General features: G+C 68.9%; 16 protein-coding genes. 8 read left to right on the plus strand and 8 right to left on the minus strand.

From position 1 onward, the window contains the following. Positions 1-27: 27 nt before the first annotated feature. Positions 28-1,917 carry a tRNA uridine-5-carboxymethylaminomethyl(34) synthesis enzyme MnmG gene (mnmG, locus tag AC5P9I_RS09110; RefSeq protein WP_049460939.1) on the minus strand — a complete coding sequence of 630 codons (1,890 nt, stop codon included), beginning with the start codon at positions 1,915-1,917 and terminating at the stop codon, positions 28-30. A gap of 562 nt (positions 1,918-2,479) precedes the next feature. Next, entirely contained in the window at positions 2,480-2,968 is a 489-nt protein-coding gene (locus AC5P9I_RS09115; RefSeq protein ID WP_130768283.1) for a hypothetical protein, read from the minus strand. Between the two features lie 160 nt (positions 2,969-3,128). On the opposite strand from AC5P9I_RS09115, the gene AC5P9I_RS09120 reads away from it, so the two are divergent. Continuing rightward, positions 3,129-4,091: a pyridoxal-phosphate dependent enzyme gene (locus AC5P9I_RS09120; RefSeq protein WP_049465294.1), complete on the plus strand. Its 963-nt coding sequence runs from the start codon at positions 3,129-3,131 to the stop codon at positions 4,089-4,091. Continuing rightward, positions 4,076-4,720, plus strand: a complete 645-nt coding sequence (locus AC5P9I_RS09125; RefSeq protein WP_049460978.1) for a YdcF family protein — start codon at positions 4,076-4,078, stop codon at positions 4,718-4,720. The genes AC5P9I_RS09120 and AC5P9I_RS09125 overlap by 16 nt, the downstream gene beginning before the upstream one ends. 600 nt (positions 4,721-5,320) lie before the next feature. Here the strand turns inward: AC5P9I_RS09125 and bioC are convergent. The 5 genes from bioC to bioB all read right to left on the minus strand — a co-directional run bounded on the left by bioC (position 5,321) and on the right by bioB (position 10,158). Continuing rightward, the gene (bioC, locus tag AC5P9I_RS09130) at positions 5,321-6,205 is read right to left on the minus strand and encodes a malonyl-ACP O-methyltransferase BioC (protein WP_049468835.1); all 885 of its coding nucleotides are present in this window, start codon (positions 6,203-6,205) and stop codon (positions 5,321-5,323) included. An 11-nt stretch (positions 6,206-6,216) separates the two neighbouring features. After that, complete coding sequence (locus AC5P9I_RS09135) at positions 6,217-6,996, minus strand: SDR family oxidoreductase (RefSeq protein ID WP_088475801.1); 780 nt, start codon at positions 6,994-6,996, stop codon at positions 6,217-6,219. A gap of 29 nt (positions 6,997-7,025) precedes the next feature. Next, positions 7,026-7,805 (minus strand): pimeloyl-ACP methyl ester esterase BioH, encoded by a 780-nt coding sequence (bioH, locus tag AC5P9I_RS09140; protein WP_495217357.1) that lies wholly within the window; start codon positions 7,803-7,805, stop codon positions 7,026-7,028. Positions 7,806-7,823: 18 nt separating this feature from the next. After that, a complete protein-coding gene (gene bioF / locus AC5P9I_RS09145) occupies positions 7,824-9,047 on the minus strand; it encodes an 8-amino-7-oxononanoate synthase (RefSeq protein ID WP_049468838.1) in 1,224 nt (407 codons plus the stop codon). A 67-nt stretch (positions 9,048-9,114) separates the two neighbouring features. Then, positions 9,115-10,158, minus strand: coding sequence for a biotin synthase BioB (bioB, locus tag AC5P9I_RS09150; RefSeq protein WP_088475800.1), 1,044 nt, complete (start codon positions 10,156-10,158; stop codon positions 9,115-9,117). Between the two features lie 161 nt (positions 10,159-10,319). Between bioB and AC5P9I_RS09155 the strand changes: the two genes are divergently transcribed. The 6 genes from AC5P9I_RS09155 to AC5P9I_RS09180 all read left to right on the plus strand — a co-directional run bounded on the left by AC5P9I_RS09155 (position 10,320) and on the right by AC5P9I_RS09180 (position 14,888). Further along, positions 10,320-10,883: a DUF3658 domain-containing protein gene (locus tag AC5P9I_RS09155; protein WP_049468842.1), complete on the plus strand. Its 564-nt coding sequence runs from the start codon at positions 10,320-10,322 to the stop codon at positions 10,881-10,883. A gap of 115 nt (positions 10,884-10,998) precedes the next feature. Continuing rightward, positions 10,999-11,556, plus strand: coding sequence for an HAD family hydrolase (locus AC5P9I_RS09160; RefSeq protein ID WP_197591042.1), 558 nt, complete (start codon positions 10,999-11,001; stop codon positions 11,554-11,556). Between the two features lie 123 nt (positions 11,557-11,679). Beyond that, positions 11,680-13,020, plus strand: a complete 1,341-nt coding sequence (locus AC5P9I_RS09165) for a chloride channel protein (protein WP_049468843.1) — start codon at positions 11,680-11,682, stop codon at positions 13,018-13,020. 92 nt (positions 13,021-13,112) lie between these two features. Beyond that, positions 13,113-13,808: a ComF family protein gene (locus AC5P9I_RS09170; RefSeq protein ID WP_049468845.1), complete on the plus strand. Its 696-nt coding sequence runs from the start codon at positions 13,113-13,115 to the stop codon at positions 13,806-13,808. A 58-nt stretch (positions 13,809-13,866) separates the two neighbouring features. Then, entirely contained in the window at positions 13,867-14,418 is a 552-nt protein-coding gene (locus AC5P9I_RS09175; protein ID WP_049468848.1) for an HdeD family acid-resistance protein, read from the plus strand. Then, positions 14,415-14,888 (plus strand): SecDF P1 head subdomain-containing protein, encoded by a 474-nt coding sequence (locus AC5P9I_RS09180; protein ID WP_049468850.1) that lies wholly within the window; start codon positions 14,415-14,417, stop codon positions 14,886-14,888. Before AC5P9I_RS09175 ends, AC5P9I_RS09180 begins: the two co-directional genes overlap by 4 nt. Positions 14,889-14,940: 52 nt before the next feature. On the opposite strand, the gene AC5P9I_RS09185 is transcribed toward AC5P9I_RS09180, so the two are convergent. Then, positions 14,941-16,743, minus strand: a complete 1,803-nt coding sequence (locus tag AC5P9I_RS09185; protein WP_049468852.1) for an MFS transporter — start codon at positions 16,741-16,743, stop codon at positions 14,941-14,943.

Raw genomic sequence — 16,743 nt, forward strand, 5'->3', positions numbered from 1 at the left:
GCACCCACCAGAAGCAGGTGCGACCGCTTACGCCACGCGGCCGCGGCGGGCACGCTCCAGGTGCACCAGCAGCAGCGAGATCGCCGCCGGGGTCATGCCCGGGATGCGCTGCGCCTGGCCGATGGTCTGCGGGCGCACGCGCTCCAGTTTCTGCAGCGCTTCGGCCGACAGCCCTCGCACCGTGGCGTAGTCGAAGCCTTCGGCGATCGGCGTGGCTTCATGCCGCTGCTGGCGCTCGATCTCCTCGCGCTGGCGGTCCAGGTAGCCGGCGTACTTCACGCCGATCTCCACCTGCTCGGCCACCTTGGCGTCGGCCACCGCCGGGCCCAGTGACGGCACCTGCATCAGCTGTGCGTAATCCAGTTCGGGGCGCTTGATCAGGTCCAGCACGTTGGTTTCGCGGCTGACCGCCACGCCCAGCGTGTCCTGTACCTCGCGGCCCAGTGCATTGGCCGGGGTCGCCCACAGCGCGCCCAGGCGCGCGCGCTCGGCGGCGACGGCGGCCTGCTTGGTCTCGAACGCGCTCCAGCGGTGATCATCCACCAGGCCCATTTCGCGGCCGGCCGGGGTCAGGCGCTGGTCGGCATTATCCTCGCGCAGCTGCAGGCGGTACTCGGCGCGGCTGGTGAACATGCGGTACGGCTCGTTGGTGCCGTGGGTGATCAGGTCATCCACCAGCACGCCCAGGTACGCCTCGTCGCGGCGCGGGCACCAGCCGTCCAGCCCGCGCACCTGGCGCGCAGCGTTGAGACCGGCCAGCAGGCCCTGCGCAGCAGCCTCTTCGTAGCCGGTGGTGCCGTTGATCTGGCCGGCGAAGAACAGGCCGTTGACCAGCTTGGTTTCCAGCGAGGCCTTCAGCCCGCGCGGATCGAAGAAGTCGTACTCGATCGCGTAGCCCGGGCGGGTGATATGCGCGTTCTCGAAGCCGCGGATGCTGCGCACCATCTCCAGCTGCACGTCGAACGGCAGCGAGGTGGAGATGCCGTTGGGGTAGATCTCGACGATGCCCAGGCCTTCGGGTTCGACGAAGATCTGGTGGCTGGCCTTCTCGGCGAAGCGCACCACCTTGTCCTCGATGGACGGGCAGTAGCGCGGACCGATGCCTTCGATCTGGCCGCTGTACAGTGGCGAGCGGTGCAGCGCGTCGCGGATGATCTGGTGGGTCTGTTCGGTGGTGTGGGTGATCCAGCAGCTGACCTGCTGCGGATGCTCGTCCACCGAGCCGAGGAAGGACATCACCGGGCGCGGCGAATCGCCGGGCTGCTCGTCCATCACGCTGTAGTCCAGCGAACGGCCGTCGATGCGCGGCGGCGTGCCGGTCTTCAGGCGGTCAACCTGGAACGGACGCTCGCGCAGGCGCGCCGCCAGCGTAGTGGCCGGCGGGTCGCCCATGCGGCCGGCGGCGTACTGGGTCGGGCCGACGTGGATCTTGCCGGCCAGGAAGGTGCCAGCGGTCAGCACCACGGCCTCGGCATCGAAGCGCAGGCCGGTCTGGGTGATGACCCCGCGCACGGCGTCGCCTTCGATGACCAGGTCATCGACGGCAGCCTGGAACACGGTCAGGTTGGCCTGGCCTTCAACGATGGCGCGGATCGCCATGCGGTACAGGTTGCGGTCGGCCTGGCAGCGGGTGGCGCGCACGGCCGGGCCCTTGGAGGCGTTGAGGGTGCGCCACTGGATGCCGGCACGGTCGGCGGCATGCGCCATCGCACCACCCAGGGCGTCGATTTCCTTGACCAGATGGCCCTTGCCGATACCGCCGATGGCCGGGTTGCAGCTCATCGCGCCCACCGTTTCGATGTTGTGGGTCAGCAGCAGGGTGCGCACGCCGGTACGGGCCGCGGCCAGCGCGGCTTCGGTGCCGGCGTGGCCACCGCCGATGACGATGACGTCGTAACGATGGAAGGACGGGTTCATGGGGGCTGTTCAGCTGGGGCGGGCGCGGCCGGGGCCGGCGCAGGGGTGGCGATTTTAGCGCCATTCGGGGCCAGGGCGTGGGCGTCGGCCGGCCGGCGCCGAAATCAGCGCTAAAGTTGGCAGGATTTTTGCAGATAACCCAATAGCACCCACCGTGGCTGGCGCCGCAGGCGCCCGTGACCGGAATTGGAACAGGGGCCGGTACAGGCGCACGGTGGGGAAGCAGGGGGCCGGCAGTCGGGGGACTGTCCGGCCCTGTTTTTTTCTGGAGGCTATCGGGAGAGCTCCATCCACGCATGGCGTGGATCTACTGATGACGGGCCTTGGGTGGCGACGGCACCAGAACAACGTGCCCCAGAAACAAACGGCCCCGCACTGCGGGGCCGTCTGTCTTCAGAGGTGCCGACATCCGACAGGGCCGGAACAGGGGGGATCCAGATGTTCCTGTCGGATATCGACGTAGAGCTTTTTGCGGCGGCCCGTGTCGTTTTTGTCACTTTGTGACGCGGGCCGTCACCGGTTCCGTAGAGTGCAACCTGGACCGGGTGAAATGCAAGACGGTTCAGCGCTCAACTGTGCGCTGCGTCCCACGATCCATGTTGCGCCACGGGGAACCGTTCATCCTCGGCGCGCTCGGCGCCGGGGCCGGACGGGCCGGCGGTGGCGGCGCCGACGGCTGGATGTTCGACTGCGGCGGGCGACGCATCGAGTCCATGTTCCGCCACGGCGAACCACCGTTGTTCGACGGCCGCGGCGGCGGCGGACGGTTCTCGCCGCCGTTGCCGGGTGGGCGCGGTGGCGGACGGTGGTTGTGCGGCGGGCGGTAGATCGGGCGCGAGTAGTACGGGTTGCCATAGCCGCCGTAGTAGCCGCCATAACCGCCGTAGTAGGGGTAGCCGTAGTTGTAGGGATAACCGGCCGGGTAGCGGTACTCCACCGACGGCGCACCGTGGTAGTAGCCGCCGCTGCGGCCACCGCCGACATAGTCGTAGGTGGTGCAGCCGGTCAGGGCCAGCAGCAGGCCACCGGCAAGCATCAGGCGCGTTTTCATGGTGGGTCCCCCCAGAGGACGGGTTGTGCTGCCAGCTTCGTGCGCAGGCATTGAATCTGCCCTTAACTTCACTGGCCAGGATGAATGGAGGCGAAGGCGCTCATGCTGGCATGACCTGTGCCGGGGTCGCCAGCGCGGGGGCATACGTTAATCTTGCGTCATGAGCGATTCACTGTTGCCCCGTGCCGACGATGTCCTGGCTGCCGCTGCGCGGATCGCGCCGCACGCCAGCGTGACCCCGGTGCTGCGCTCGCGCACGCTCGATGCGCTGGCCGGCGCGCAGCTGGCCTTCAAGGCCGAGCACCTGCAGCGCGGCGGCGCATTCAAGTTCCGCGGCGCCTGCAACGCGGTGTGGTCGCTGGATGCCGATCGCGCCAGTGCCGGCGTGGTTACCCATTCGTCCGGCAACCACGGCGCCGCGCTGGCGCTGGCGGCGCGCACCCGCGGCATTCCGTGCCACGTGGTGGTGCCCGAAGGCGCGGTCGCGGCCAAGCTGGCCAACATTGCCCGCCATGGCGCCACGCTCTGGCGCTGCCCGCCGACCATCGCCGACCGTGAGGCCACCTGCGCCAGAGTGCAGGCCGATACCGGCGCGTCACTGGTCCACCCGTACACCGACCCGGCGGTGATGGCCGGGCAGGGCACCGCGGCCCTGGAGCTGCTGCACAGCGACGGTCCGTTCGACGTGCTGGTAGTCCCGGTCGGAGGGGGCGGCCTGGCCAGCGGTATCGCGCTGGCCCTGCAGCTGGCCAGTCCCCAGACCCGGCTGGTGCTGGCCGAACCGGCCGGTGCCGACGACACCGCGCGCTCGCTGGCCGCGGGCGAGCGCCAGGGCGCGTTCACCCCGGACACGATCTGCGACGGCCTGCGTACCCTGGTCGGCGCGCCCAACTTCGAACTGCTGCGCAACGCCAACGCCGAGGTGATCGTGGTCGATGACGCGGCGACGATGGCCGCGATGCGCCTGCTGTGGGACGTGCTCAAGCAGGTGGTCGAGCCGTCCTCGGCCACCGTGCTGGCCGCCGTGCTGGCGCGACCACAGCGGTTCGCGGGCCTGCGCGTGGGCCTGGTGCTGTCCGGCGGCAACGTCGACCTGCCCGCACTGCGCTGGGGGGCGGCATGAGCCGCGACCGGCACCGCCCCCGCACCGGCCTGCTGGGTTGGCTGTGGCGGCTGTTCGTGGTGCTGGTGATCTGGCTGCTGGGCGTGACCGCCTGGATCGTCTGGGTCGGCGAGCGCGACCAGGCGGCCAAGGCCGACGCCATCATCGTGCTGGGTGCGGCGGCCTATGACGCCAAGCCGTCACCGGTATTCGAGGAGCGCATCCGCCACGGCCTGGACCTGTACGAAGCCCGCTACGCGCCGCTGCTGATCTTCACCGGCGGCTATGGTGGCACCGGCGCGCGCTTTTCCGAGTCGCAGGTGGCGCGGCGCTACGCGCTCAAGCATGGCGTGCCGGATGATGCGATCCTGATCGAGACCGCCTCGCGCAATACCGTGCAGAACCTGGTGGAAGCCAAACGACTGATGGACCAGCGCAACCTGCACCGGGTGATCATCGTCAGCGATCCGCTGCACATGGCACGCGCGTTGCGGTTGAGCAGGGCGCTGGGCATCGACGCGCTGGCCTCGTCCACGCCCAGCACGCGCTTCCGCAGCTTCCACACCAGCTGGCGCTTCCTGGTGCAGGAGATCTATTTCTTCCATCGCGACCTGGTGCGCCCGCCGCTGAGCTCGCCGGCCAATACCTGAGCGCGGAAACCTGTTCTGGACGGGTGTCATGCGGTAGTGCCGGCCGCTGGCCGGCAGAGGCCCACCAGGGAATCATGAGGTGCCGGCCAGCGGCCGGCACTACCGGGCGATCAGCCGCCGACACGGCGCGGGTCTGGTGCGTGCCAACCCTGCGTACGGCGTGGCACGCGGCCGGCACCACCGGGCGATCAGCCGCCGACACGGCGCGGATCTGGTGCATGCCAGCCCTGCGTACGGCGTGGCATGAGGTCGTGCTGGCCGCCGGCCGGCAGAGATCCACCAGGGAATCATGAGGTGCCGGCCAGCGGCCGGCACTACCGGGCGATCAGCCGCCGACACGGCGCGGGTCTGGTGCGTGCCAACCCTGTGTACGGCGTGGCACGGGGTAGTGCCGGCCGCCGGCCGGCAGAGGTCCACCGGGGAATCATGAGGTTGCCGGCCAGCGGCCGGCACGACCGGGCGATCAGCCGCCGACACGGCGCGGGTCTGGTGCATGCCAACCCTGCGTACGGCGTGGCATGTGGTAGTGCCGGCCGCTGGCCGGCAGAGGTCCACCGGGGAATCATGAGGTGCCGGCCAGCGGCCGGCACGACCGGGCGATCAGGTCTGCTTGCGCCGGATCGGAATCGCCGACACCGGCACCGAGGCGACGTCATGCCCGCCTTCGCGGATCGGTGCGCCCGGGTCTGGTGCCCAGGCGTGGGCGTAGATCACTTCCCAGCTGCTGGGCAGCTTGCCGTCGGCGCGGCGCATCGGCTCGTACGCCGCTGCCGCTGCGGCGAAACGGCCACGTCCGGTCAGCGTGTGGCGGCGGTCCACCCGTGCGTTGGTCGCGCCCATCGCGCGCAGCTCGCGCATCAGCGAGGGCAGGTCGTCGTAGGTCAGGGTGAACAGGTCGCGGTCCAGCACCGGGTCGCGGAAGCCGGCCATCATCAGCGCATCGCCGAACTGGGCGATCTGCGCGAAGCGGCTTACGTGCGGGCGGTCATCGGCGGCCGCAAAGGCCTCGTTGAGTTCCACCAGCGTGTCCGGGCCGAAGGTGGAGCACAACAGCAGGCCCCCGGGCTTGAGCACGCGACGGAACCCGGCGAACACCGCTGGCAGGTCGTCCACCCACTGCAGGCACAGGTTGCTGAAGATCACGTCCACGCTGTTGTCGGCCAGCGGCAGCGCGGCGGCGTCACCGCACAGGCGCTGGAACGGCTTCCACCACCCGGCCTGGCGCTTGGCCTGGTCCAGCATCGGCAATGCGACGTCCAGCGCGATGACCTGCGCCTTCGGCCAGCGCTTCTTCATCAGCGCGCTGGCGTGGCCGGTGCCCGCACCAATGTCCAGCACGACCTCGGGCTTGCGCGCCTCCAGGTAGTCCAGCGATTCGATCAGCCGCGACTGCACCTCGCGCTGCAGGGCGGCGGCGGCGTCGTAGCTGCTGGCGGCACGCGCGAACGCGCGGCGGACGTGGCGGGCATCGAAGTGGGACGGCATTGCGAAGTCTCTTAGAACGTACCGGGGTAGGCGCCGCCGTCGATCAGCAGGTTCTGCCCGGTGAGGTAACCGGCCTGCGCACTGCACAGGAAGGCGCAGGCGGCGCCGAATTCGTCCGCCGTGCCGAAGCGGCCGGCGGGGATCTGCTGGCGGCGGCGTTCGGCCACTTCCGCAGCATTGCCGTCCTTGCCCGCACTGTGGGCGAAGTTGGCGCGCAGGCGGTCGGTGTCGAACTGGCCGGGCAGCAGGTTGTTGATCGTGACGTTGTGCGCGACGGTACGGCGCGACAGACCGGCGACGAAGCCGGTCAGGCCGCTGCGCGCGCCGTTGGACAACGCCAGGATGTCGATCGGCGCTTTCACTGCCGACGAGGTGATGTTGACGATACGGCCGAAGCCGCGCGCGATCATCGCGTCGACGGTGGCGCGGATCAGCGCGATCGGCGCCAGCATGTTGGCGTCCAGTGCGGCGATCCAGTCTTCGCGCTCGAAGCTGCGGAAGTCGCCGGGCGGTGGGCCGCCGGCGTTGGTGACCAGGATGTCCACCTGAGGGCATGCGGCCAGCGCCGCGGCACGGCCGGCCTCGGTGGTGACGTCGGCGGCGACCGCGCGGATCTCCGCCGCGCCGGGCAGGGCGCGCAGCCCTTCGGCTGCGGCCTGCAGCGCTGCCTCACCACGGGCCACGATCACCACGTTGACGCCCTCGCGCACCAGCGCCCGCGCGCAGCCCAGGCCCAACCCCTTGCTTGCGCCGCAGACCAGTGCCCAGCGGCCGTTGATACCCAGATCCATGCGTCAATCCTGCGGAATTCGGAGGGGACTCATTGTCCGCCATCGACCGGTGACAGGCCGGCAACGAAGTGTTGCAGGGCGCTGGCTACCTCGTCGGCATGGCCGAGGAACGGCGCGTGGCCGCCATGGGCGATGGTCAGTGCCTGTGCACCCGGGGCCAGTGCCGCGGCGGCCTGCATCGCCGCCGGAGACACCAGCCGGTCACGCTGGCCGGCGATCCACAGGCTGGGTTTGCCCAGCGTCGGCAGTGCCCCGCGCAGGTCGCTGCTCTCCAGCAGGCGCAGGCCTTCCAGCAGGGCGCGTTCGCTGGGCGCGCCACGCTCGACCAGGTGCTGGCGCAGCGTGCGCAGCTCCTCGCGGGCGTGCGCCGAGCCCATCACGTCCAGCGCCAGGAAGCGTTCCAGGATGCCACCGAAGTCGGTGGCCAGCTCGCGCCCGAACTGCTCGAACACCGCCGGCTCCACCGCATGCGGCCAGTCATCGCCACGCACGAAGCGTGGCGTGGCCGCGATCATCGCCAGCCCACGCACCTTCGGCAGTGTCGCGGCGGCGTGCAGCGCGAACAAGCCGCCCAGCGACCAGCCGCACCACACCGCCGGCGGCGTGGCTGCGGCAATGGCGTTGACCACGAACGGCAGGCGCAACGGCGTGGTGTCTTCGCGGCTGTGGCCATGGCCCGGCAGATCAACGCAATGCAGGGTGAACCGGTCGGCCAGGCGTTGCACCAGCGGCGCGAACACACCGCCCTGCAGGGCCCAGCCATGGATCAGTACCAGGTCCGGCCCCTGGCCGGTGACATCGATATGCATGGGAAAACGACAGCAGGCTCAGGCAAAGACAGGCAATGGCGGCGGCGCGGCGTCGCGCATCGCCAGGTCCACGCGGTCGCGCGCGCTGGCGATGGCCTCCACCAGGCCACGCACCTGCTCGGGGGTGTGCAGCGCGGACAGGGTGACGCGCAGGCGTGCCTTGCCTTCGGGCACGGTGGGCGGGCGGATCGCGCCGACCAGCCAACCGGCCTGTTCCAGTGCCCTGGACATCGCCATGGCGCGATGATCGTCACCACACAGCAGCGGCTGGATCGGCGTTTCCGAGGCCATCAGGTCCAGTCCGTGGCGGCGCGCTTCGCCGCGGAACAGCGCGATCAGGTCGGCCAGTTTCGAACGGCGCCAGTTGTCACGGCGCGCCAGGCGCACCGCTTCCAGTGCAGCCGCGGCCAGCGGCGGTGGCATCGCAGTGGTGTAGATGTACGGGCGTGCGGTTTCGGCCAGGTGTTCGACCAGGTCGTCGCGGCCCAGCACCAGCGCGCCGGAACCGCCCAGTGCCTTGCCCAGCGTGACCAGCTGCAGCGGCACATCGTCCACGCCCAGTCCGGCGGCGGCCACGGCACCGCGGCCGTCACCGACCACGCCCACGCCGTGCGCATCGTCCACATAGAACAGCGCCTGCTGCAGGCGCGCCACCAGCGACAATGCGCGCAGCGGTGCGATGTCGCCATCCATGCTGAAGACACCGTCGGTGGCCAGCATCGCCGCACCGTCAGGCGCATGCTTGAGCTGGCGCATCGCGCCTTCGGCGTCCAGGTGCGGATAGCGACGCAGGCGTGCCCCGGCCAGCCGCGTCGCATCGAGCAGGCTGGCGTGGTTGAGCTTGTCCTGCACGCAGACGTCGTTCTCTTCGCTCAGCAGCGCCTGCTGCACGGCCAGGTTGGCGGCGAAGCCACTGCCGAACAGCAGTGCACGCGGATAACCCAGCCACTCGGCCATTTCGCGTTCCAGCGCGTCATGCAGGGCGTGGTGGCCGCAGACCAGGTGCGAGGCGCCGGCACCGGCGCCTTCGCGCGCCGCTGCATCCTGCAGCGCATTGACCACGCTGAACTGCTGGGCCAGGCCCAGGTAATCATTGCTGCAGAAGCCAGTCAGCCACTGGCCGTCCACCTCCAGGCGGACGCCATCACGACGGCTGACCGTGCGCCGCGTGCGGCGACGGCCTTGGGCATCGCGCAGGGCGCGCTGGGCGTGGAGGCGGGCGGTCAGGTCGGGGCGGGCCATGGCGGCTGAATGCAGCGACGGGGCGGCTAGGGTAGCGCGTTGCCGCGACGCCTGCTTGCGGCCCGTCTCAGGCCGCGTGAGCGCAGCCACAGGCGGGCGCTTCGGCGCTGATATCGGCGTGCACGGTGCCACCGTGGTCGTGGCCCTCGGCATCCACCTGCAGCGCCATGGGCTGCAGCCCCAGCCGCGCGAACAGGGCCAGGTCGCGTTCGCTCTCCGGGTTGCCGGTGGTCAGCAGCTTGTCGCCGTAGAAGATCGAGTTGGCACCGGCCAGGAAACACAGCGCCTGCAGTTCGTCGCTCATCGCCTCGCGACCGGCCGACAGCCGCACCATCGAACGCGGCATGGCGATGCGCGCCACCGCGATCATGCGCACGAACTCGAACGGGTCCAGTTCGGCACTGCCATGCAGCGGCGTGCCCGCCACCTGCACCAGCTTGTTGATCGGCACCGAATCGGGATGCGCCGGCAGCGTGGCCAGTGCCAGCAGCAGGCCGACGCGCTGCGCGCGCGTCTCGCCCATGCCGACGATGCCGCCGCAGCAGGTCTTCAGGCCGGCATCGCGCACGTGCTCCAGCGTGTCCAGGCGGTCCTGGTACTGGCGGGTGTGGATGATCGAATCGTAGTAATCCGGCGCGGTGTCGAGGTTGTGGTTGTAGTAGTCCAGGCCGGCGTCCTTCAACGCGCGCGCCTGTTCGCCACTGAGCATGCCCAGCGTGGCGCAGGTCTCCAGGCCCAGTGCTTTCACCCCGGCGATCATCGCCGCCACCTTCGGGATGTCGCGGTCCTTCGGCGATCGCCACGCGGCACCCATGCAGAAGCGCGATGCGCCAGCGGCCTTGGCCTGGCGTGCCTTGGCCAGCACCGCGTCGGTGTCCATCAGCTTCTGCGCGTTCACCCCGGTGCTGTAGCGCTGTGCCTGCGGGCAGTACGCGCAGTCTTCCGGGCAGCCGCCGGTCTTCACCGACAGCAGGGTGGACACCTGCACCTGCGACGGGTCGAAGTGCTCGCGATGGACCGCGGCGGCGCGGAACAGCAGCTCGGGGAACGGCAGATCGAACAGCGCCTGCAGTTCGTCGTGTTGCCAGTCGTGGCGGATGGCAGCAGCCATGGCGGGACCTTGGGTACGAGTGGAGCGAGGGCGGCAGTGTGGGTGGGCGCCCTCGGCCTGTCAACCAAATTTCCTATTTCGTAGTTTACGGCGTAAAAAGGGTGCTAAAACGACACTCTGCGGTGTACGTTTGCTGCTGCGTACGGATTCGCGAGTTTCGCTTGGACAGCTATCAGACCTACCCGCCCCGCCGTGATGCCGTCCTGTGCAGTCTTGCCGAACTGCCCGACGGCGGCCTGCGCGTGGTGCTGGATGATCTGCGCCAGTCCGACACGCCAGGGCAGTGGAAGAACCACGTCTTCGTGACCTTCAAGGATTACCCGGCAGGGCAGCTCGATCCGGCGACGTTGCCGAAAGAGGAGCTCGAGGCTTTCGGCCACTATGTGCTGGTTCGCCTGTTGGCCATCAATGGCTGCCTGCGCGATACGGACGAGCGCTCCGACAACGATGTCCATCTCACTGACCAGGCGCGGCAGAACATCGCCGCGCTGACCAACGAGGACATCGCCTCGATCGATGAGCAGCTGTTCTCCCTCTGCGACGGGCAGTTCCGAAAGATCGCCCACATTGTGGGCATGGTCATGTCGCTGCAACCGAAGTGCCGATCGGAAATTCCCGATGTGTTCTATGCACAGCGTGTACGCATGCTGGTGGAACGGGGCGTGTTGCAGGCGCAGGGCGACCTCACGCGGATGGGCTGCTGCGAAGTGCGCATCCGGCAGTAGGCTTGCGCCAACCAGGACCTCGTTGGAACTGTGCTTACATCTACCTGCTGGAAGGACACATGCTGAAGTCCATCCAGAAGATGGAGGCAGCTAAGGCAATGAAAGAAGGATGCGCATGGAACCGGACACGATGCAGGGCGGAAAGCTGCTGATACTCGATCTGGATGAGACGCTGGTGCATGCCAGCGAGCGTGAACTGGAGCGACCCGCGGATTTCCGCCTCGTCGGCTACCACGTCTACCTGCGGCCCCATCTGCAGGCATTCCTCGACTATGCGTTTGCCCATTTCACGGTGGGTGTGTGGACGTCGTCCGGGCAACTGTACGCCGAACCGCTGGTGGACCGGCTGATGCCGGGGCGTCCGCTGGCGTTCCTGTGGTCCGCGCCGCGGTGCAGCATGGCCCGTGATTGGGAAACCGGCGGTTACACCTCGCAGAAGCGGCTGGGCAAGCTGAAGCGCCACGGCTTCCGTTTGGAGCAGATGATCGGTATCGATGACACGCCCGGCAAGTACGCCAGAAACTACGGAAATCTGGTCGAGGTGCGTGAGTTCACCGGTGATCCGGCTGATGACGAGCTGGCCCATCTGCAGCGATATCTGGAGTGGCTGCGGCAGCAGCCCAACGTGCGTGCGGTGGAGAAGCGCCGGTGGCGGGAGCGTCTGCACGCGTAGGTATCTGCACACGGCAGGTGCTATCGGCGAGCACCCGCACTTGCGCGTTTCACCGCATCCTGCAAGGCCTGCAGCCACAATAGCCGCTGCCCAACGCAAGCGCTGGCGCGCAGACTGTGCCCCATGACCGATCTCCATCGCCTCCGCGGCCGCATCACCGCGCTGGTTCTCAGCGAAGCCTGGCGCCGTCGTGCCGCGCTCTGGGGCGGCGCTGTGGCCGTAGCGCTGGTGGCCATCCTGTTCGCCAAGGCCAGCGACGCGGCCTTCCATCTGTTCCAGCGCATCACCGCGCACTCGCCATGGTGGGCCCTGCTGTTAACGCCCGGCATCTTCGCGCTGCTGGCCTGGCTCACGTCCGGTGTGCTGAAACCCACGCGGGGCAGCGGCATTCCGCAGGTCATCGCTGCGTTGGACAAGCCCGATGAGCCCTTCCGGAAGACCAATCTGTCGCCTGCGGTCTCAGCCGGCAAGCTGCTGCTGACCTCGTTGTCGCTGCTCGGTGGCGCGTCCGTTGGCCGCGAGGGCCCGACCGTGCATGTGGGTGCCAGCCTGATGTACCTGTTCGGCCGCTGGTTCGGCTTCAAGGATCCACGCGAGCTCTCGCACTTCCTGCTGGCGGGTGGTGCAGCGGGCATTGCGGCGGCGTTCAACACGCCGCTGGCCGGCATCGTCTTCGCCATCGAGGAGCTCAGCGGCCGTTTCGAGCATCGGTTCTCCGGCACCCTGCTGACCGCGGTGATCGTCGGTGGCGTGGTGTCGCTGGGCCTGCTTGGCAACTACACCTACTTCGGCCATGTGAGCGCGCGGTTGCCGCTGGGACAGGGCTGGCTGGCGATCCTGCTGTGCGGCGTGGTGGCCGGGTTGCTGGGCGGCCTGTTCGCGCGCGCGGTGCTGGCCAGTGCGGCGGGCCGCCCGCGTTGGCTGGGCCAGCTGCGGCAGCGGCATCCGGTGCTGCTGGCGGCAGCCTGCGGCGTGGTGGTGGTGGCGCTGGCGTTGACCTTCGGCGACGGCGCGTTTGGTACCGGCTACGAGCAGGCGAGCAGCCTGGTGCAGGGGCAGGCGATGGTCGGCCACGAGTTCGGGTTGATGAAGCTGCTGGCCAACCTCGCATCGTACGTGGCCGGTATTCCCGGCGGCCTGTTCTCGCCGGCGTTGGCGGTCGGTGCGGGACTGGGCGACAACCTGGCGGTGCTGATGCCGGGCGTGGATCCGCGTGCGTTCGTGCTGCTGGGCATGTGTGCCTACCTGACCGGCGTCACCCAGGCACCGCTGACCTCGGCAGTGATCTCGCTGGAGCTGACCGATAGTGGTGATCTGCTGCTGCCGATCCTGGCCACGGTGCTGATCGCGCGTGGCGTGTCCGGGCTGGTATGCCGGGTGCCGATCTACCGTGGGCTGGCGGAGGTGTTGCTGGCGTCGGCCGTTGCATCAACCGGGCCTGTGCAGGGCGAACGCCCTTCCTGATCGGCAGCACCCTCCGCTGCTGCGGGCAGCCCCGACACTGCCATCGGTCCTTCGCCGATGGCCGCACGGGGGGGCGCGATGAAGCATGGGGGATGCGTATTGATCTCCTGCATTCGGCAACCCGTGTCTCCCGCGCACTGCTGGGCATCCTGCTGCCACTCCGCTGCCTGGTCTGCGGCGATCCGGGCCATGATGATCTCGATCTGTGCCGCGCCTGCCTTGCCGAACTGCCCTGGGCCGGTCGTGCCTGCCTGCGTTGTGCGCTGCCGTTGTCGGACGCGGCCCTGATCGTCTGCGGCAGCTGCCGCGAGGAAGCACCGCCGCAGGCGGCCACGCATGCCAGCCTGCTGTACCTGCCGCCGGTGGACCAGCTGCTGCTGCGCTACAAGTTCCATCAGGACCTGGCGGCTGGTCGCCTGCTGGCGCAGTTGATGCAGCGCGCACCACCGCCCTGGTCATGCCCGCCGCTGGTGCCGGTGCCGCTGCACCGCCGGCGCCTGCGCCAGCGCGGCTACAACCAGGCTGCCGAGCTGTGCCGGCTGCTGCCGTTGCCGGTCTGGCAGGGGCTGTACCGGCGGCGGCACACAGCGCCGCAGTCCGAACGCACGGCCGAACAGCGCAGGGAAAACCTGTTCGATGCGTTCGATGTCCACGGGCCGGTGCCTACGCGTCTGACGGTGGTCGACGACGTGATGACCACCGGCAGCACGGTAACGGAAATCGCCGAAACCCTGCGCTGCGTGGGCGCCGAAGAGGTGCGGGTGTGGGTGTGCGCGCGGGTGCCGTGATCGCTCCCTTCATCGCAACGGGCTAGGATGAAGCCGATTCCGGATCGAAGGAGTGGTCATGAATTCCCCCTTGTCTCCCTTGTTGTCGGCGGTTGGCCGTAGCTCGTGGATCCTGCTGCTGTATGGCCTGGTTGCGCTCGGCTTCGGCATCATCGCCATCGGTTGGCCGCTGTCCGCAGCCATGGCATTGGCCTGGACGCTCGGCGTGATGGCCATCATCGAAGGCGTCATCAGCCTGTTCGCACTGATCAGTGGTGGCAGCGGTGCCTCGCGCGGCTGGTTGGCGCTGTATGCCATCGCCTCGCTGGGCTTCGGCATCCTGGCGGTAATCAACCCGCTGGCCACCGCCAGCGTGCTGGTGCTGTTCCTGGCGGCATGGCTGCTGGTGGCCGGCATCTATCGCATCGTCCTCGCGATCCGCGTGCGCAAGCAGATCCAAGGCGAGTGGCTGCTGATCCTCAGTGGCGTGCTGGCAGTGGTGCTGGGGCTGCTGTTCGCGGCCAACCCGTATGCGGGCGTGGCGGTGACCACGCTGTGGATCGGCATTGGGAGCCTGCTGTACGGGCTGCTGCAGGTGCTGGTGGCCTTCAAGCTGCGGAAGCTGAAATGAGGGCGGTGCCATCGTTGTTGCTGGGGGCGGCACTGGCCCTGAGCGGTTGCGCGCCGGGCGGCCTTCCGCACGCGCTGACCGGTGGCAAGGATCAGCCGCCGCGCCCCGGTGTGGACGTGCGCCTGAGCGCAGTCGATGCGGCCGGCAACGGCACTCCGGCGCACTGGCAAGGTGAAACCCTGGCCCTGCGCGAGCCGCCGATTGCCGTCAGCGCCGACATCGCCGATGTGCGGCACGTGCTGGATCAGGACAAGCAACCTGGCCTGCAGATCCGCTATCGACCCGAAGCGCACCAGCGCATCCACGATGGCACGGCAGCACTGGTCGGCCAGCGAGCGGCGATCAGCGTGGATGGCCGCGTGCTGATGGTGGCGACGGTGAAAGGCCCGTTCGGGGCATCGATGATGCTGAGCGGGCTGCCAAGCGTTGCCGAGGCGCAGGCGCTGGCCAGGCACATCACCGGTCAGTGACGGGCGCGCCAACACCACCGCGCTACGCGCGGAGATCGACCAAGGTCGACCGCTACCGTGCGAACCGTGCTTCGATCTCCTCCAGTGACTTGCCCTTGGTCTCCGGCAGCCAGAACGCGGCCACCAGGAAGAACACGAAGGTGCACGCCGCCCAGAACACGAACATGCTGGCGTAGCCGTAGTGGCCCACCGTCGGCAGGAAGATCGCGGCGATGGTGGTCGACACGAACTGGTTGATCAGCAGGGCGATGCTCATGCCGTTGGAGCGGATGCGGTTGGGCATCAGTTCTGACAGCGCCAGCCACACGCACACGCCGGGGCCGACCGCGAAGAACGCGACGAACACCAGGATGCAGGCAGCGACCGCCCAGCCATGGGCCGGCGGCGGTACCGGGCCGATACGGGCCTGTTCGATGCGCAGCGGTGCCTGCGCGGCACTGGCCGGGTCGGCAAACGGGTTCAGATGCAGTTTGCGGAAGAAGGCACCGATCACGCTGTCGGCCTGCACGGTGCCGGCGCGCTCGATGCGCAGCTCGCGATCAGTCAGGTTGTCGCTGCGCAGGGCGCGCACATTGGTGAAGTCACCATAGGCGTACGACACGATCAGCTGCATCGGCCGGCCCTGGCTGTCGATGCCATTGCCCAAGCGCTGCCACTGCGCGTCGTCCAGCACCAGCTGCAGGCCGTCGCCGCTGACCGCCGCCTGAAGCTGCGGCTGCACGTCAGCACGGCCGCGCTCGGCCTGGAAGAACAGGGTGGCGGCGGCCAGCAGGGCCACGCAGATGCCGCCGCTGCCGAGCATCAGCAGGAACTTGCGGCCTTTGCGGTCGACCAGCAGCAGGGCGACCACGGTCATCACCGCGTTGAGCAGCTTGATTGCCACGTCGGCGCCGTTGGCGACCGAGCCGGACAGGCCAGCCTGGTTGAGGATGTTCACCGCGTAGGCCAGCACCGAGTTGATGCCGGTGGCCTGGGTGCAGGCCAGCACCACGCAGGCCAGCAGGAACGGCACCACATAGCGGCGGCTGAGCAGGGGGTCGCGCCTGCCGTCGCTGCTGCTCGATTCCGGCGCCTGGATCTGGGCCAGCGTGGGCTCGACGTCTGCGCTGGGAAGCACACGCTGCAGGCTGCGGCGGGCGTCGTCGATGCGACCGCGACGCACCAGCCAGCGCGGCGATTCGGACAGCCAGAAAATGCCCGTGCAGAACAACAGGCCCGGCGCCAGGCAACTCCAGAAGATGGTGCGCCAGGCATGATCCTTCACCGTGAACAGTTCCTGCGCCTGCTGTGCAAGCGGCAGCGAGCGCACCGCTTCGGCGGCGGCATCCACCGCATGTGCGTGGTACAGCCCGATCAGTGCGGCCAACACCAGGCCAATGGTCAGCAGCAGCTGGAACATTGCCGCACCCCGGCCACGTCGCTCGGGACTGAGGACCTCGGCCAGGTACAGCGGCACCACCACGCCGATCAGGCCACCGCTGACGCCTTGAAGCAGGCGGCCCAGCAGCAGCGGGGTGTAGCCGGACGCCAGCGCCATGATCGGGATGGAGGCGGTGAACAGCAGGCCGGCCAGCAGCATCGCACCGCGGCGACCGATCAGGTCGGCGACCATGCCGGCGAACAGCGAGGACAGCACGCTGCCCAGCAGTACCGCCGCCACCACGAAGCCGAGCTGCTGGCTGCTGAGCTGCCAGGCGTGGCTGGCCGTTGCCTCCAGGTAGGGCAGGGCACCGGCGATGATGCCGATGTCGATGCCGTACAGCAGGCCACCGAGGCCGCCGATGAAAAGCAGGTAGCGTACGGGCCAGCGCGGGGTGGGGGAAGCGGGTACGGCAGGTGCGGCGGCTGCGGTCAT

The organism is Stenotrophomonas sp. YJH_SMC_29 (assembly GCF_059371235.1).

Coding starts and splice junctions, on each gene's coding strand:
- mnmG (WP_049460939.1), bottom strand. CDS start 1,917: ATGAACCCGTCCTTCCATCGTTACGACGTCATCGTCATCGGCGGTGGC.
- AC5P9I_RS09115 (WP_130768283.1), bottom strand. CDS start 2,968: ATGAAAACGCGCCTGATGCTTGCCGGTGGCCTGCTGCTGGCCCTGACC.
- AC5P9I_RS09120 (WP_049465294.1), top strand. CDS start 3,129: ATGAGCGATTCACTGTTGCCCCGTGCCGACGATGTCCTGGCTGCCGCT.
- bioC (WP_049468835.1), bottom strand. CDS start 6,205: ATGCCGTCCCACTTCGATGCCCGCCACGTCCGCCGCGCGTTCGCGCGT.
- AC5P9I_RS09135 (WP_088475801.1), bottom strand. CDS start 6,996: ATGGATCTGGGTATCAACGGCCGCTGGGCACTGGTCTGCGGCGCAAGC.
- bioH (WP_495217357.1), bottom strand. CDS start 7,805: ATGCATATCGATGTCACCGGCCAGGGGCCGGACCTGGTACTGATCCAT.
- bioF (WP_049468838.1), bottom strand. CDS start 9,047: ATGGCCCGCCCCGACCTGACCGCCCGCCTCCACGCCCAGCGCGCCCTG.
- bioB (WP_088475800.1), bottom strand. CDS start 10,158: ATGGCTGCTGCCATCCGCCACGACTGGCAACACGACGAACTGCAGGCG.
- AC5P9I_RS09160 (WP_197591042.1), top strand. CDS start 10,999: ATGGAACCGGACACGATGCAGGGCGGAAAGCTGCTGATACTCGATCTG.
- AC5P9I_RS09165 (WP_049468843.1), top strand. CDS start 11,680: ATGACCGATCTCCATCGCCTCCGCGGCCGCATCACCGCGCTGGTTCTC.
- AC5P9I_RS09170 (WP_049468845.1), top strand. CDS start 13,113: ATGCGTATTGATCTCCTGCATTCGGCAACCCGTGTCTCCCGCGCACTG.
- AC5P9I_RS09175 (WP_049468848.1), top strand. CDS start 13,867: ATGAATTCCCCCTTGTCTCCCTTGTTGTCGGCGGTTGGCCGTAGCTCG.
- AC5P9I_RS09180 (WP_049468850.1), top strand. CDS start 14,415: ATGAGGGCGGTGCCATCGTTGTTGCTGGGGGCGGCACTGGCCCTGAGC.
- AC5P9I_RS09185 (WP_049468852.1), bottom strand. CDS start 16,743: ATGACCGCAGCCGCCGCACCTGCCGTACCCGCTTCCCCCACCCCGCGC.